Genomic DNA, 15563 nt, shown 5'->3' with positions numbered 1-15563 from the left:
TGCTGTGGTGGCTGCCCGCCTCAAGTCCCTGTCCTCGTCGATCGCCCGCTGGCACGCCGACGAGCGGCCGGTCGGCTCGCCACTGAACGACGCCGAGGTCATCGCGCTGCGGCGGACCCGGGTTTTCGGAGCCACCGGCACCGTGCTGATGGCCATCGGGGCGCTGGGCGTCGGCGCCCGCCCGGTCGTCCAGGACCCTACCTTCGGGGTGCGGCTGCTCAACCTGCCGTCCCGGCTTCAGACCGTGTCGCTGACCATGACCACCACCGGCGCGGTGATGATGGCGCTGGCCTGGCTGATGCTGGGCCGCTTCGTCCTCGGCGATCGCCGCATGTCGCGCAGCCAGCTCGACCGCACCCTGTTGCTGTGGGTGACGCCGCTGCTCATCGCCCCGCCGATGTACAGCCGCGACGTGTACTCCTACCTGGCCCAAAGCGAAATCGCGAGCAAGGGCCTCGATCCGTACCTGGTCGGGCCGGCCACTGGGCTGGGCCTCGATCACGTGTTCACGCTGTCGGTGCCGACCATGTGGCGCGAGACCCCCGCGCCCTACGGCCCGCTGTTCGTCTGGCTGGGCGAGGGCATATCCGAGATCACCGGCGAGAACATCGTCGCCGCGGTGCTCTGCCACCGGCTGGTAGTGCTGCTTGGTGTCGCGCTCATCATGTGGGCGACCCCGCGGCTCGCGCGCAGGTGCGGGGTGGCCGAGGTCAGCGCGCTGTGGCTGGGTGCGGCCAACCCGCTGCTGATCATGCATCTGGTTGCGGGCATCCACAACGAGGCGCTGATGCTGGGCCTGATGCTGGCGGGCACGGAGTTCGCGCTGCGCGGCGTCGACGCCGCCAGCTCCCTTTTTCCGCACCCGATGACATGGCCCCGCAGCCGCGAGGAGTGGGCGCAGTGGTACCCGCTGGCGATGCTGCTGCTCGGCGTCGTGCTCATCACGATGTCGTCGCAGGTCAAGCTGCCGTCGCTGCTGGCGCTGGGCTTTGTGGCGATGGCGCTGGCGCACCGCTGGGGCGGCACGGTCAAGGCGTTCTTCGCCTCCGGAGGGTCGCTGGCCGCGATCTGCGTGGCGGTGATGGCGTTGATCGGCTGGGCCAGCGGGCTGGGCTTCGGGTGGCTGTTCACGCTGGGCACGGCCAACGTCGTGCGCAGTTGGATGTCACTGCCCACGCTGCTGGCCCTGGGCACCGGTCAGGTCGGCATCCTGTTGGGGCTCGGCGATCACACCACCGCCATCCTCGGCCTGGCCCGCGGCATCGGCGTCCTCATCATCGCGATCCTGGTCACCTGGCTGCTGCTGGCCGTGCTGCGGGGCAAGTTGCACCCCGTCGGCGGGCTCGGCGTCGCGCTCGGTATGACGGTGCTGCTGTTCCCCGTGGTGCAGCCCTGGTACGTGCTGTGGGCGGTGATCCCCCTTGCGGCCTGGGCCACCCGGCCGGCGTTCCGCGGCACGACGATCGTGGTGACGCTGGTGGTCGGCATCTTCGGCCCGACCGCCAACGGCGACCGGTTCACGCTTTTCCAGATCCTGCTTGCCGTGGTGGCGAGCACCGTGACGGTGCTGCTGTTGATGATGCTGTCCCACAACCGCCTACCCTGGCGCAAACTACCCACCACCGATGAGCCGGCGCCCCACGATCAGCCCTCGCCACCGCCCCCACCTTCGGTGAAGCCCGACGCCTACGCTGATTCCCCGTGAGCCACCCTGGATCGCGGGCGTCGTCCGCTCCCGTGCGCCTGCGCGGAGTCAGCAAGCGGTACGGCTCGACGACCGCGGTGTCGAACCTCGACCTCGAGGTGCACACCGCCGAGGTGTTCGCACTGCTCGGCCCCAACGGGGCGGGGAAAACCACTACGGTCGAGATGTGCGAGGGGTTTCTCAAACCCGACTCCGGCACCATCGAGATCCTCGGCCTCGATCCGTTCGACGACAACGCGCAGGTGCGCGCACGCATCGGTGTGATGCTGCAGGGCGGGGGCGGCTATCCCGCAGCCCGCGCCGGTGAGATGCTCGACCTCGTCGCCGCCTACGCCGCCAACCCGCTCGATCCGCAGTGGTTGATGCAGACGTTGGGGCTGACCGAAGCAGCGCGGACGACCTATCGGCGGCTGTCCGGGGGCCAGCAGCAGCGGCTGGCGCTGGCGTGCGCGGTCGTCGGACGTCCGGAGCTGGTGTTCCTCGACGAGCCGACGGCCGGTCTGGACGCCCACGCCCGGATCGTGGTGTGGGAGTTGATCGACGGGTTGCGCCGCGACGGGGTGACGGTGGTGTTGACCACCCACCAGCTCACCGAGGCCGAGGAGCTGGCCGACCGGATCCTGATCATCGACAACGGATCGCCGGTGGCGACCGGCACGCCCGAGGAGCTGATGCGCAGCGGTGCGGAGAACCAGCTGCGGTTCCGCGCGCCGCGCCGGCTCGACCTTTCGCTGCTGATCTCGGCGCTGCCGGAGAGCTACAAAGCCACCGAAACCTCTCCCGGCGAGTACCTCGTCGAGGGTGCGATCGACCCGCAGGTGCTGGCCACCGTGACGGCGTGGTGCGCTCGGCTCGACGTGCTGGCCACCGATATGCGCGTGGAACAGCGCAGCCTCGAAGACGTGTTCCTCGACCTCACCGGCAGGGAGCTGCGCCCGTGACCACTCCGAATCGTTTTGCGCCAGGCACGTTCTCGCCCGATCCTCGCCCGGCCGCGGTGTCGAAGATGCTGGCTGCCCAGTTCGGGCTGGAGCTGCGGTTGTTGTTGCGCAACGGCGAACAGCTGCTGCTGACGATGTTCATCCCGATCACGCTGCTCATCGGGTTGATCGTGCTGCCGCTGGGCTCGTTCGGCCCGGACCGCGCGGCGACGTTCGTGCCGGCGATCATGGCGCTGGCGGTGATCTCCACGGCGTTCACCGGCCAGGCGATCGCGGTGGCGTTCGATCGCCGCTACGGCGCGCTCAAACGGCTGGGGGCCACCGCCCTTCCGGTGTGGGGCATCATCGCAGGCAAGTCACTGGCCGTGGTGGCGGTGGTTTTCCTGCAGTCGATTGTGTTGGGCGGCATCGGCTTTGCGCTGGGCTGGCGGCCGGAGCTGGCCGGGTTGGCGCTCGGCGCGGCGGTCATCGCGCTGGGCACCGCAGGGTTTGCTGCGTTGGGTCTGCTGCTGGGCGGCACGCTGCGCGCCGAGATCGTGCTGGCGGTGGCCAACCTGCTGTGGTTCGTCTTCGCCGGGCTCGGTGCGCTGACTTTGGAGGGCGGCATGGTGCCGCAGGCGGTCCAGTGGGTGGCCCGGCTGACCCCGTCGGGCGCGTTGACCGAGGCGCTGTCGCAGGCGATGACGGTGTCAGTGGATTGGTTCGGCCTGCTGGTGCTCGCGGTGTGGGGTCTGGTGGCCGCGTTGTGCGCGCTGCGCTGGTTCCGGTTCACTTGAGCCCAGCGCGGGCAGCAGATACTCCAGCTGACCGACCTCCTCGATGTTGTGTTTCACCCACGCGGTGAGCATCTCGTCGGGGAGTTTGCGCCGTAACACCCGGTTGACCGGCGCCATCAGCGCCGGGCGCGCCCCGACGTCCATCACGCTGACGTAATGGGTGCCTTCGGAACCCGCCGACCAGGTGTGCTCCAGCGCGAAGATCACCACCCCGCCGAGGCGCTGCACCAGGCGGATCCCGGTTTCGTCGAGTTTCTCGACCCGTTCCACGACGTCGACGCGGAACTCCGGCCGGGCACCGAACGCCTCCACGATGCGAAAGCGCGCGCCCTCGGCGGCGCCGCCGCCGGGCGCCGCCTTGGCGAGTTCCCATGCGATGTGGTCGATGGGATGCCAGGCGAGATAGCGGTCGATGACCTCACCGCCGTAGCGCATGGTTTCGCCGAGGTGGGTGAACCAATCCAGCAGCATCGCCGGGGTGACCCCGGGCAGCGGGCGGTGCACGATCGTGACTCGTCGCCGGTGGTGCGGAAAGCTCGCGTACCGGACCGTCGCGGTGTCGACCGAACGCAGCGGGTAGAGCACTGACCGGGCCATGACGGACCTCCAAGATACGGGTTCGTTTCTTATATTCGGTACGTTAGGCTCCGGCGCTAAGATACGCAAGCGTTTCCTAGGGGATATCGATGCAGCGACGGCGCGGCGACGAACTGGACACCGCCATCCGCACCGCGGTGCTCGGCCTGTTGGCCGAGCACGGTCCGGCAGCCGTGACGATGGAAGCCGTGGCCGCCGCCGCCCAGACCAGCAAGCCGGTGCTGTACCGAAGATGGCCCGACGCGGCGACACTGCTGCGAGATACGTTGCTACGCATCGCGACGACGTCGATCCCGCATTCCGACACGGGCAGCTACCGGACCGACATGCTCAGCGTGCTGCGCGGCTGGGCGGCGCTGTTCACCGGGCCCGACGCGGCGGTGCTGCGCGCCGCGGTCGCCGCGACGGCGCAGGACCCAGCGCTGTCCGAGGCGTTCCGCAACGACGTCATCGGCTGGCGCAAGCAGGAGATGGCAGCCCTGCTGACCCGCGGCATCGAGCGTGGCGACGTCCGCGCCGACGTCCCCGTGGAGATCGCCCGCGAGCTGGGCCAGAGCGTGTTGTGGCACCGGCTGCTGATCACCGGCGACCCGATCACCGACGAGTTGGTCGTGCAGCTCGTCGACGAGGTGCTGGTGCCGTTCGTGGCGCCCCGCCGGCGATGACGTGCGTGCTGGGCGTGGACGCCTGCCGCGCCGGCTGGGTCGGCGTGGAGCTGCACGACGCCGGATTCGCCGACGCGCACTTCGCCGTGAGGCTCGACGATCTCGTCGCGCGCCTCACCGACGCGGACGTCGTCGCCGTCGACATCCCACTCGGGCTGGTGCAGTCCGGGGAACGCACCGCGGACCGCGCAGCGCGCGCGATGCTCGGCCGTCGCGGCGCCAGCGTGTACATCACGCCGCCGCGGCCGGTCTTCGACGAACCCGACTACGACGCGGCCAAGCGTCGCTGCAAGGCTCTGGCAGGCTGGATGCCCAGCAGGCAGGCATGGGGACTGCGCGCGAAAGTACTTGAGGCCAACCGGCTTTACGACACCGGCACAGCGCTGCACGAGGTCCACCCGGAGTTGTCGTTTCAGCGGCTGGGGTTGCGCTTCGAGGACGGTGCCAAGAAGACCTGGCGCGGACAGCGAGCGCGGTTACGGGTGCTGGCCCAGGCCGGGGTCGTGGTTCCGGAGGACCTCGGCGCCGAGGTCGGGCAGGTGCCCGCCGACGATGTGCTGGACGCCGCGGCGGTGGCGTGGAGCGCCGACCGGATCGCGCGCGGTGAGGCGGTGTGCGTACCGGATCCGCCGCAGCGCAACGAGCACGGCCAATTGATCGCGATCTGGTACTGAGTACCCGCTACTACGGCGTGTAGTTGGCCTCAACTACCATCGGAGCGTGCGACGCGTCTTTCTGCGGCTGGTCGACCTGCTGCCGCTGCCCAGCCTGCGGACGCAGCGTGTCATCGCCTTCCTGGTGATCCTGACCCAGGGCGGTATCTCGGTCACCGGCGCGATCGTGCGCGTCACCGCGTCCGGACTGGGTTGTCCGACCTGGCCGCAGTGCTTCCCCGGCAGCTTCACCCCGGTTCCGGTCGCCGAGGTGCCGGTCGTGCACCAGGTGGTCGAGTTCGGCAACCGGTTGGTGACGTTTCTGGTGGTGATCACCGCCGCGCTCGCGGTGCTCGCCGTCACCCGGGCCCGACGGCGACGCGAAGTGCAGATCTATGCGTGGCTGATGCCGGCATCGACGGTCGTGCAGGCGGTGATCGGCGGCATCACGGTGCTGACCGGGCTGCTGTGGTGGACGGTGGCCATCCACCTGCTGGCGTCGATGACGATGGTGTGGCTGGCGGTGCTGCTGTTCGTCAAGATCGGCGAGCCCGACGACGGCGTCCTGGTCCGGCGAGCGCCGAACCCGTTGCGGCAGCTGACATTTCTCAGCGGCGTCGCACTGGCCGCCGTGCTGGTGACCGGCACGCTGGTCACCGCCGCGGGTCCGCATGCGGGTGACAAGAGCGCGACCCGCCCGGTCCCGCGGCTCGAGGTCGAGATCACCACGCTGGTGCACCTGCACTCGTCGCTGCTGGTGGCATATCTGGCGCTGCTGGTTGGCCTGGGCTTCGGGCTGCTCGCGGTGAAAACCACCCGCCCCGTGCTGATCCGGTTGGCGGTGCTGCTGGTGTTGGTGTGCGCGCAAGGGTTGGTCGGCGTCGTACAGTTCTACACCGGCGTGCCCGCGGCGCTGGTGGCCGTGCACGTCGCCGGCGCCGCGTTGTGTACCGCGGCCACCGCCGCGCTATGGGCGTCGATGCGAGAACGGGCCGAGCCCGAGCCGGTCCAGCGCTGACTCCACGCCGCGCACGAACACCCGCTGCTGCCGAGCGCGGGTGGTCGGGTCCAGCCGTGCCCAGCCCAACGTCGGCGCGACCAGGTCGAGGCGGCGCAGACGCGGCCCCCCGGTCAGGTCTACGCGCGCGTAGAGCAACTCGGCCGGTGCGAGCTGCAGACGATCGGCTGCAGCCGCCAGGGCCGCGTGGCCGACGTCCCACACCTCGAAGTCCGGTTCGGCCTGCGCCCGGCGGGTGAAGGCGTGTGACTGCCGACCGCCGAGGAACACCAGCGAGACCTCTTTGGTGCCGTGCGTTGCTGTCGGAACGCCGGCGTCGGCCAGATCCTGCAAATACCGCGCGCCGGTGTTCCAGGCGACCACCGCCGGCGGGTTCAGCAGGTTGCGGACCCGGCGGGTCCAGGCCAGGAACTCCTCGCCGGCGCCAGCCGCGCGCAGGATCACCAGATCGGCTGCCAGGGTGGCGGGATCATCCCAGGGCAGCCACCGGGCGTGCAGGCCGTGCTCGCGCAGGGCCCCGACCAGGCCGGCGTCGTCGCCGTCCCCGGCGGGCAGCTCGGTACTACCCGCTAGCACGATGCGGGGATGGAACACGTCGGGCCGGGCCAGCTTCACAACTGCAAGGATATTGGGAGGATGTGAGCATGCACGCTATCGAGATCACCGAGACGGGCGGACCAGAGGTCCTCACCTACGTCGAGAAACCGCAGCCCGCTCCCGGCCCTGGCGAGGTGCTGATCAAGGCCGACGCGATCGGCGTGAACTTCCTCGACACCTACTTTCGTTCCGGGCTGTATCCGCGGGAGACGCCGTTCATCATCGGCAACGAGGTGTGCGGCACGGTGGAGGCCGTCGGCGACAACGTTCCCGCGCTCAAGGTCGGCGACCGGGTCGTCACCGCCCAGGCCAACGGCGCCTACGCCGAGTACAGCGTCGCCGCAGCCGATTTCTGCGCTTACGTGCCCGACGTCGTCGCCCCCGAGGTGGCCGCCGCATCCTTGCTCAAGGGGATGACTGCGCACTACCTGATCAAGTCGACCTACCCGGTGCAGCAGGGTGACGCCGTGCTGGTGCACGCCGGCGCGGGCGGGGTCGGGTTGATCCTGACGCAGTGGGCCACCAGCATGGCCGCCCAGGTGATCACGACGGTGTCGACGCCGGAGAAGGCCGAGATGTCGCGCGACGCAGGCGCGATCGAGGTGCTGGACTACCCCGACGATCCGGCCGAGTTCGGCGCGCAGATCAAGGACCTCACCGACGGCGGCGTCTCGGTCGTCTACGACGGCGTGGGTGCGGCTACCTTCGACGCCAGCCTGGCCAGCTTGGCGGTGCGTGGCACGCTGGCGTTGTTCGGCGCGGCCAGCGGGCCCGTCCCGCCGTTCGACCCGCAGTTGCTGAACACCTCGGGTTCGGTGTTTTTGACCCGTCCCACGCTGGTGCACTACACCCGCACACCCGATGAATTCGCCTGGCGCGCGGGAGAACTGCTCGAGGCGATCGCCAACGGCACCCTCAACGTGACGGTCAGCGAACGCTACCGGCTCGAGGACGCGGCAACCGCGCACAGTGACCTGGAGGGCCGAAAGACCTTCGGCTCAGTGGTTCTGGTGCCGTAGCCGGGCGAGTCAGCCCGCTCAGAACAATGTCGGCAGCGCGAGCACCGAGTCGATCGCCAGCGCGCAGAACACCACGGCCAGATAGTTGTTGGACTGCAGGAACAGCCGCAACGGTTTGACCGGTTCACCGCGGCGCACCCCGGCGTTGAGTTGATGCGCCATCACCAGGAACCAGCCGCCCGCCAGCAGCGCCACCGCCGTGTACAGCCATCCGGTTGCGGGCGCGAGCGCCAGCGTCGCCCCGACCGTCAGCCAGGTGTAGATGAGGATCTGTCTGGTGACCTGACGCTCGGTGGCCACCGCGGGCAGCATCGGCACCCCGGCGGCGCGGTAGTCCTCCTTGTACCGCATGGCCAGCGCCCACGTGTGCGGCGGCGTCCAGAAGAAGATGATCGCGAACATCACCAGCGCGGGCCAGGCGATGGTGCCGGTGACCGCCGACCACCCGATCATCACCGGCATGCACCCGGCCGCCCCGCCCCACACGACGTTCTGCGAGGTGCGGCGTTTGAGCAGCAGCGTGTACACCAGCACGTAGAAGGCGATGGTCGCGCCGGCCAGGTGCGCCGAGAGCAGGTTCGTCGTCCACCACAGCCAGAAGAACGACGCGACCGACAGCACCAGGCCGAACACCAGCGCGTGGCTGCGCGGCACGGTGGCCCGCGCCAGCGGTCTGCGCTCGGTGCGCTTCATCACCTTGTCGATGTCGGCATCGGCGACGCAGTTGAGCGTGTTGGCGCCCGCGGCCGCCAGCAGGCCACCGACAAGGGTGTTGAGGATCAGCAGCGGGTCGACGGTTCCGCGGTTCGCCAGAAGCATCGCCGGGATGGTGGTGACCAGAAGCAACTCGATGACGCGCGGCTTGGTCAGCGAGATGTAGCCGAGCACCTTGTCGAGGAACTGTCGCCGCAAGCTTTGGGTAGCCGACGTCCGGTCCAGCGTCTCCTCGTTGAGGTGGCCTTCCCGAATGTTCACGCAGGTCACTCCTGTCGAAATACCGGCGACGCGAAGCGTCTACTACAGACGATGGTAGACCGCACCCGAACGGCGTCCTAATCCTCCCCATATCCTCCCGCTGCTGCCTGCACTGGATGACTATCCCGCACTAGGGTGTTTTTACGAGCAGCGTGCCGAGCTCAACCCTCGACCAGGAGCGCCTAGTGACCACACTCGACGAGATTTCCGCCCTCACCCGCCCGCACCACCCGGACGATTGGACGGAGGTCGATACGCGCGCCGTCGATACGGTGCGGGTACTTGCCGCCGACGCGGTCCAGAAGCGCGGCAACGGTCATCCCGGCACGGCGATGAGCCTGGCTCCGCTGGCCTACACGCTGTTTCAGCGCCAGATGCGCCACGACCCCACCGACCAGCACTGGCTGGGCCGCGACCGTTTCGTGCTGTCGGCCGGCCACTCCAGCCTGACCCTGTACATCCAGCTCTACCTGGGCGGTTTCGGGCTCGAACTCTCCGACATCGAGGCGCTGCGCACCTTCAAGTCCAAGACACCCGGCCATCCGGAGTTCCGGCACACCAAGGGCGTTGAGATCACCACCGGCCCGCTGGGGCAGGGGCTGGCCTCCGCCGTCGGGATGGCGATGGCGTCGCGGTACGAGCGCGGGCTGTTCGATCCCGACGCCGCGCCCGGCACCAGCCCGTTCGACCACTACATCTATGTGATCGCCTCCGACGGCGACATCGAGGAGGGCGTCACCAGCGAGGCGTCGTCGCTGGCCGGCACCCAGCAGTTGGGCAACCTGATCGTCTTCTACGACAGCAATCAGATCTCGATCGAGGACGACACCAACATCGCGCTGTCCGAGGACACCCCCGCCCGCTACCGCGCCTACGGCTGGCACGTGCAGGAAGTCGAGGGCGGCGAGAACGTCGTCGGGCTCGAGGAAGCGATCGCCGAGGCCAAGAAGGTCACCGACAAACCGTCGTTCATCGCGCTGCGCACCATCATCGGCTACCCCGCACCCAACCTGATGAACACCGGCAAGGCCCACGGCGCCGCGCTCGGCGAGGAGGAAGTCGCCGCGGTCAAGAAGATCCTCGACTTCGACCCGGACAAGAGTTTCGAGGTGCGCCCCGATGTCATCGAGCACACCCGCAAGTTGGTCGATCGCGGCAAGGAGGCCCGCGAGAAGTGGCAGAGCGAATTCGACGCCTGGGCGCAGCGCGAACCGCAACGCAAGGCGCTGCTGGACCGACTGCTGGCCAAAGAGCTGCCACCGGGCTGGGACGCCGACCTGACCTACTGGGAGCCCGGCTCCAAGGACATCGCGACCCGCGCCGCGTTCGGCCAGGTGCTCAACGATGTCGCGTCGAAGCTGCCCGAGCTGTGGGGTGGCTCAGCCGACCTGGCGGGCAGTAACAACACCACCATCAAGGGCGCGAACTCCTTTGGCCCGCCGTCGATTTCGACCAAGGACTACACGGCGGACCCGTACGGTCGGGTGCTGCACTTCGGTGTGCGTGAACACGCCATGGGCTCGATCCTGTCCGGCATCGTGCTGCACGGACCGACCCGCGCCTTCGGCGGTACGTTCCTGCAGTTCTCCGACTACATGCGCGCCGCGGTGCGGTTGGCGTCGTTGATGGACATCGACACCATCTACATCTGGACCCACGACTCGATCGGGCTCGGCGAGGACGGCCCCACCCACCAACCGATCGAACACCTCGCGGCGCTGCGCGCCATCCCGAACCTGTCCGTGGTGCGCCCTGGCGACCCGAACGAAACCGCCTACGCCTGGCGCACGATCATCGAACGCGGCGCCAACAGCGGCCCCGTCGGCCTGATCCTGACCCGCCAGGCCATCCCGGTGCTCGAGGGCACGGACGCCGAAGGCGTTGCCAGGGGCGGGTACGTCTTGGGCGGCGCCCCCGACAAGCAACCGGACGTCGTGCTCATCGGCACCGGCTCCGAGTTGCAGCTGTGCGTGGCAGCCCAGAAGATGCTGGGCGACAAGGGCGTCACCGCGACGGTGGTGTCGATGCCGTGCGTCGAGTGGTTCGAGGCGCAACCGGTCGAGTACCGCGACAGCGTGCTGCCGCCCGCGGTGTCTGCGCGCGTTGCCGTGGAGGCGGCGGTCGCGCAGAGCTGGCACAAACTGGTCGGCGACACCGGCGAGATCGTATCGATCGAGCATTACGGGGAATCCGCCGATTACCAGACGTTGTTCCGCGAGTACGGGTTCACCCCAGAAGCTGTGGTGGCCGCCGCGGAGCGATCGCTAGACAACTGAAGTGAAAGGCTCAGGAGCAATGGCAGAAAAAACCCAGAATCCCAACCTGGCGGCGCTGTCCGCTGCGGGAGTGTCGGTATGGCTCGACGACCTCTCCCGAGACCGGCTGCAGACCGGCAACTTGCAGGAGTTGATCGACACCAAATGCGTTGTGGGTGTCACGACCAACCCGACGATCTTCCAGAAGGCGCTCTCGGACGGTACCGCCTACGACGATCAGGTGAACGAACTGGCCAGCCGAGGCGCCGATGTGGACGCCACCGTCCGCACCGTCACCACCGACGACGTCCGCAATGCCTGCGACGTGCTCGCCAAGGCCCACGAGGCCTCCGACGGCGTGGACGGCCGGGTTTCCATCGAGGTCGACCCGCGGCTGGCGCACGACACCGACAAGACGATCCTGCAGGCCGTGGAACTGTGGAAGATCGTCGACCGGCCCAACCTGTTCATCAAGATCCCGGCCACCATGGCCGGGCTGCCCGCGATCACCGCGGTGCTGGCCGAAGGTATTTCGGTCAACGTCACGCTGATCTTTTCCGTCGAGCGGCACCGCATGGTGATGGACGCATACCTGGCCGGGCTGGAAAAGGCCAAGGAAGCCGGCCACGACCTGTCCAAGATCCATTCGGTGGCATCGTTTTTCGTCTCCCGGGTCGACACCGAGATCGACAACCGGCTGGAGAAGATAGCCTCGGACTCGGGGAAGGACACAGCCCTCGCGCTGCGCGGTCAGGCCGGCGTTGCCAACGCCCGGCTCGCCTACGCCGCGTACGAGGAAGTGTTCGTCGGCGGTTCACGCTATGAGGCCCTCAAGGCCGACGGTGCACGGGTGCAGCGCCCGCTGTGGGCGTCCACCGGTGTGAAGAACCCCGAGTACGCCGACACGCTCTACGTCACCGAGCTGGTCGCCCCCCACACGGTGAACACCATGCCGGAGCAGACGCTCGACGCGGTCGCCGACCACGGCGTCATCAGCGGCGACACGGTGACCGGCAAGGGCGCGGAGTCGCAGGCCGTCTTCGACAAGCTCAGCGGCGTCGGCATCGATCTGCCCGACGTGTTCCGGGTGCTGGAGGACGAAGGAGTTGAGAAGTTCGAGAAGTCATGGCTCGAGCTGCTCGAAGCTACCCAGGGTCAGCTCGACGCCGCGAACAAATGACGTCCGCGGCCCAGCGAGCCGCATCGGGCGGTGCGGGATGGCGTAATCCCCTGCGGGACAAGCGGGATAAGCGAATGCCCCGCATCCCAGGCCCCTGTGGTCTGGTGATCTTCGGCGTCACCGGCGACCTCGCCCGCAAGAAACTCATGCCGGCGATCTACGACCTGGCCAACCGTGGCCTGCTGCCCGCCAGCTTCAGCCTGGTGGGCTTCGCTCGCCGCGACTGGGCCGACGAGAGTTTCGGCGAGGTGGTCTATGAGGCCGTCAAGAAGAACGCGCGTACCCCGTTTCGCCAAGAGGTCTGGGACCGTTTGGCCGAGGGAATCCGGTTCGTCCAGGGCACTTTCGACGACGACGCGGCATTCGTGCGGCTCGCCGAAACGCTGGAGAAGCTGGACGCCGAACGGGGCACCGCCGGCAACCACGCGTTCTACCTCTCCATCCCGCCCAATTCTTTTCAGGTGGTGTGCGAGCAACTGCAGAGGACCGGGTTGGCCCGTCCTGCGCAAGGCCACTGGAGCCGAGTGGTCATCGAAAAACCGTTCGGCCATGACCTGCAGAGCGCCCGCGAGCTCAACGCCGTGGTCAACAGCGTGTTTCCCGAGGAGTCGGTGTTTCGGATCGACCACTACCTCGGCAAGGAAACGGTGCAGAACATTCTGGCGTTGCGCTTCGCCAACGAGCTGTATGAGCCGGTGTGGAACGCCAACTACGTTGACAGCGTCCAGATCACCATGTCCGAAGACATCGGGCTCGGCGGGCGGGCAGGCTACTACGACGGGGTCGGGGCCGCCAGGGACGTGATCCAGAACCACCTGTTACAGCTGCTGGCGCTGGTGTGCATGGAGGAGCCGGCCAACTTCGGACCGCGTGAACTGCAGGCCGAGAAGATCAAGGTGCTCTCGGCGACCCAGCTGATGCAACCCTTGGACCGGACCACCGCACGCGGCCAGTACGCCGCCGGGTGGCAAGGCAGCGTGAAAGTACCCGGGCTGCTGGAAGAGGAAGGCTTCTCGAAGGATTCCGCGACCGAGACCTTCGCCGCGATCACCCTCGAGGTCGACAACCGGCGCTGGGCCGGTGTGCCGTTCTTCCTACGCACCGGAAAACGCTTGGCACGCAGGGTCACCGAGGTCGCACTTATCTTCAAGAAGGCGCCGTTTCTGCCGTTCGACAAGACCATGACGGAGGAACTCGGGCAGAACGCGCTGGTGATCCGGATCCAGCCCGACGAGGGCATCACCACGCGGTTCGGGTCCAAGGTGCCGGGCAGCCAGATGGAAGTCCGTGACGTCAACATGGATTTCTCCTACGGTTCGGCGTTCGCCGAGGACTCCCCCGAGGCTTATGAGCGGCTGATCCTCGATGTGTTGTTGGGTGAGCCCTCGCTGTTCCCCGTGAACGCCGAAGTCGAATTATCTTGGGAGATCCTTGATCCCGTACTGAACGATTGGGCTGCCCACGGCAAACCGGAACCCTATGAGGCGGGCACCTGGGGCCCGTCTTCGGCGTTCGACATGCTGCATCAAATGGGCCGGGAATGGAGGCGGCCGTGATCGTCGAACTGCCCGACACCACCACCACCGAAATCAGCAAGAAGATCACCGGGTTGCGTGAAGAAGGTGGCGCGATAACGCTCAGCCGGGTGCTGACGCTGGTCATCGCAGCAGACGATGGATGTCTCGAGGACGCCGTCGAGGCGGCCAACTACGCCAGCCGTGAGCACCCGTGCCGGGTGATCGTCGCGGTCGCAGGCGATCGCGGCGCGCCGCAACCTAGGCTGGACGGTGAGATTCGCGTCGGCGCCGATGCGGGCGCCGGTGAGGTGGTGGTGCTGCGCCTGCATGGTGACCTCGCCGAGCACGCCGACAGCGTGGTGCTTCCCTTCCTGCTTCCCGATACCCCGGTGGTGGCTTGGTGGCCCACCGCTGCGCCACCGGTGCCCGCGCAGGATCCATTGGGCAAGTTGGCGATTCGACGCATCACGGACGCCACGGCCAGCGCTGATCCGCTGGCGACGATCAAGAGCCGCCTGGACGGCTACGCCGACGGCGACACCGATCTGGCGTGGAGCCGGGTCACCTACTGGCGGGCGCTGCTGGCTGCCGCCGTCGAACTGGATCCCCATGAGCCGATCACCTCGGCGCTGGTGTCGGGTCTCAGCAACGAACCCGCGCTGGACATCCTGGCGGGTTGGCTGGCCAGTAGAATCGGCGGCCCAGTACGGCGGGTGTCGGGTGACCTCAAGGTGGAACTTGTCCGCAGCGGCGAGACGATCACGCTGCAGCGGCCGCAGAATGGCGTCACCGCCACGCTGAGCCGCACCAGCAGGCCGGAGGCTCGAATTCCATTGGCGCGCAGAGAAGCCAAGGAGTGTCTTGCCGAAGACATGCGCAGGCTGGACCCAGACGAGATCTACCATGAAGCACTACAAGGCATAGGCAAGGTGCAATACACGTGAGCACGATCGTCGAGAAGTACCCGGACACCGCCGCTTTGGTCGAGGCCGCAGGTGATCGCCTGATCGGTGCGATCGGCGACGCGATCGCCGAGCGGGGTAACGCGCACATCGTGTTGACCGGTGGCGGTACGGGTATCGGCCTGCTCAAGCGCGTCGCTGCGCGCAGTTCCGGGATCGACTGGACGAAGGTACATCTGTACTGGGGCGATGATCGGTTCGTTCCCGAGGACGACGACGAGCGCAACTACAAGCAGGCCCGCGAGGCGCTGCTGGACCACATCGACATCCCCGATGTCAACGTGCACCCGATGTCGGCCAGCGGCGGCCAGTTCGGCGACGACATCGAGGCCGCCGCGCAGGACTACGAGCGGGAGTTGGCCGCCAACGCCGAAGACGGTGAGCCCGCTCCGGCCTTCGATGTGCATCTGCTGGGCATGGGCCCAGAAGGCCACATCAACTCGCTGTTTCCGCACACTGCTGCGGTGCGTGAGAAGGACCGGATGGTGGTGGCCGTCAACGACTCCCCCAAACCGCCGCCGCAGCGCATCACGCTGACGCTGCCCGCGGTGCAGCAGGCGCGGGAGGTATGGCTGGTGGTCTCCGGCGGGGCCAAGGCTAAAGCGGTGGCCGCCGCGGTCGGCGGTGCCACCCCTGCCGATTGGCCGGCTGCGGGCGCGGTCGGTCGAGAAGCGACGGTCTGGCTGCTCGACGAGGACGCCGC

The 15563-nt window shown here is 68.0% G+C and carries 15 protein-coding genes; 12 read left to right on the top strand and 3 right to left on the bottom strand.

From position 1 onward, the window contains the following. Positions 1-7: 7 nt before the first annotated feature. The 3 genes from mptB to ABQF13_RS18990 are packed head-to-tail and all read left to right on the top strand — an operon-like array spanning position 8 to position 3422. A complete protein-coding gene (gene mptB, locus ABQF13_RS19000; RefSeq protein ID WP_448394334.1) occupies positions 8-1705 on the top strand; it encodes a polyprenol phosphomannose-dependent alpha 1,6 mannosyltransferase MptB in 1698 nt (565 codons plus the stop codon). A gap of 32 nt (positions 1706-1737) precedes the next feature. After that, on the top strand, positions 1738-2646 hold the full coding sequence (locus ABQF13_RS18995; protein WP_448394493.1) for an ABC transporter ATP-binding protein: 909 nt from the start codon (positions 1738-1740) through the stop codon (positions 2644-2646). After that, a complete protein-coding gene (locus ABQF13_RS18990; protein ID WP_448394333.1) occupies positions 2643-3422 on the top strand; it encodes an ABC transporter permease in 780 nt (259 codons plus the stop codon). The genes ABQF13_RS18995 and ABQF13_RS18990 overlap by 4 nt, the downstream gene beginning before the upstream one ends. Here the strand turns inward: ABQF13_RS18990 and ABQF13_RS18985 are convergent. Next, complete coding sequence (locus ABQF13_RS18985) at positions 3336-4019, bottom strand: hypothetical protein (RefSeq protein WP_448394332.1); 684 nt, start codon at positions 4017-4019, stop codon at positions 3336-3338. The two genes, ABQF13_RS18990 and ABQF13_RS18985, sit on opposite strands and share 87 nt — an antisense overlap. Before the next feature lie 89 nt (positions 4020-4108). On the opposite strand from ABQF13_RS18985, the gene ABQF13_RS18980 reads away from it, so the two are divergent. The 3 genes from ABQF13_RS18980 to ABQF13_RS18970 are packed head-to-tail and all read left to right on the top strand — an operon-like array spanning position 4109 to position 6355. Then, on the top strand, positions 4109-4684 hold the full coding sequence (locus ABQF13_RS18980) for a TetR/AcrR family transcriptional regulator (RefSeq protein WP_448394331.1): 576 nt from the start codon (positions 4109-4111) through the stop codon (positions 4682-4684). Then, on the top strand, positions 4681-5358 hold the full coding sequence (locus ABQF13_RS18975) for a DUF429 domain-containing protein (RefSeq protein ID WP_448394330.1): 678 nt from the start codon (positions 4681-4683) through the stop codon (positions 5356-5358). Before ABQF13_RS18980 ends, ABQF13_RS18975 begins: the two co-directional genes overlap by 4 nt. Before the next feature lie 46 nt (positions 5359-5404). Then, positions 5405-6355 carry a COX15/CtaA family protein gene (locus ABQF13_RS18970; protein ID WP_448394329.1) on the top strand — a complete coding sequence of 317 codons (951 nt, stop codon included), beginning with the start codon at positions 5405-5407 and terminating at the stop codon, positions 6353-6355. On the opposite strand, the gene ABQF13_RS18965 is transcribed toward ABQF13_RS18970, so the two are convergent. After that, positions 6305-6970, bottom strand: coding sequence for a DcsG N-terminal domain-containing protein (locus tag ABQF13_RS18965; protein WP_448394328.1), 666 nt, complete (start codon positions 6968-6970; stop codon positions 6305-6307). The genes ABQF13_RS18970 and ABQF13_RS18965 overlap by 51 nt on opposite strands. A gap of 29 nt (positions 6971-6999) precedes the next feature. On the opposite strand from ABQF13_RS18965, the gene ABQF13_RS18960 reads away from it, so the two are divergent. Continuing rightward, positions 7000-7971, top strand: a complete 972-nt coding sequence (locus ABQF13_RS18960; RefSeq protein WP_448394492.1) for a quinone oxidoreductase family protein — start codon at positions 7000-7002, stop codon at positions 7969-7971. Positions 7972-7989: 18 nt separating this feature from the next. On the opposite strand, the gene ABQF13_RS18955 is transcribed toward ABQF13_RS18960, so the two are convergent. After that, positions 7990-8946 carry a heme o synthase gene (locus ABQF13_RS18955; protein WP_448394327.1) on the bottom strand — a complete coding sequence of 319 codons (957 nt, stop codon included), beginning with the start codon at positions 8944-8946 and terminating at the stop codon, positions 7990-7992. A gap of 185 nt (positions 8947-9131) precedes the next feature. On the opposite strand from ABQF13_RS18955, the gene tkt reads away from it, so the two are divergent. From tkt to pgl, 5 genes are all read left to right on the top strand, one after another. Then, a complete protein-coding gene (tkt, locus tag ABQF13_RS18950) occupies positions 9132-11222 on the top strand; it encodes a transketolase (RefSeq protein WP_448394326.1) in 2091 nt (696 codons plus the stop codon). A gap of 19 nt (positions 11223-11241) precedes the next feature. Next, on the top strand, positions 11242-12381 hold the full coding sequence (gene tal / locus ABQF13_RS18945; protein ID WP_448394325.1) for a transaldolase: 1140 nt from the start codon (positions 11242-11244) through the stop codon (positions 12379-12381). Then, positions 12378-13937 carry a glucose-6-phosphate dehydrogenase gene (gene zwf / locus ABQF13_RS18940; protein ID WP_448394324.1) on the top strand — a complete coding sequence of 520 codons (1560 nt, stop codon included), beginning with the start codon at positions 12378-12380 and terminating at the stop codon, positions 13935-13937. The genes tal and zwf overlap by 4 nt, the downstream gene beginning before the upstream one ends. After that, the gene (opcA, locus tag ABQF13_RS18935; RefSeq protein ID WP_448394323.1) at positions 13934-14842 is read left to right on the top strand and encodes a glucose-6-phosphate dehydrogenase assembly protein OpcA; all 909 of its coding nucleotides are present in this window, start codon (positions 13934-13936) and stop codon (positions 14840-14842) included. The genes zwf and opcA overlap by 4 nt, the downstream gene beginning before the upstream one ends. Next, positions 14839-15563 (top strand): 6-phosphogluconolactonase (gene pgl / locus ABQF13_RS18930; protein ID WP_448394322.1); only part of this gene is annotated, 725 nt, incomplete at its 3' end. The genes opcA and pgl, both read left to right, overlap by 4 nt.

This window comes from Mycolicibacterium sp. XJ879, assembly GCF_053483935.1.
This window is presented reverse-complemented; position numbering and strand designations above follow the sequence as displayed.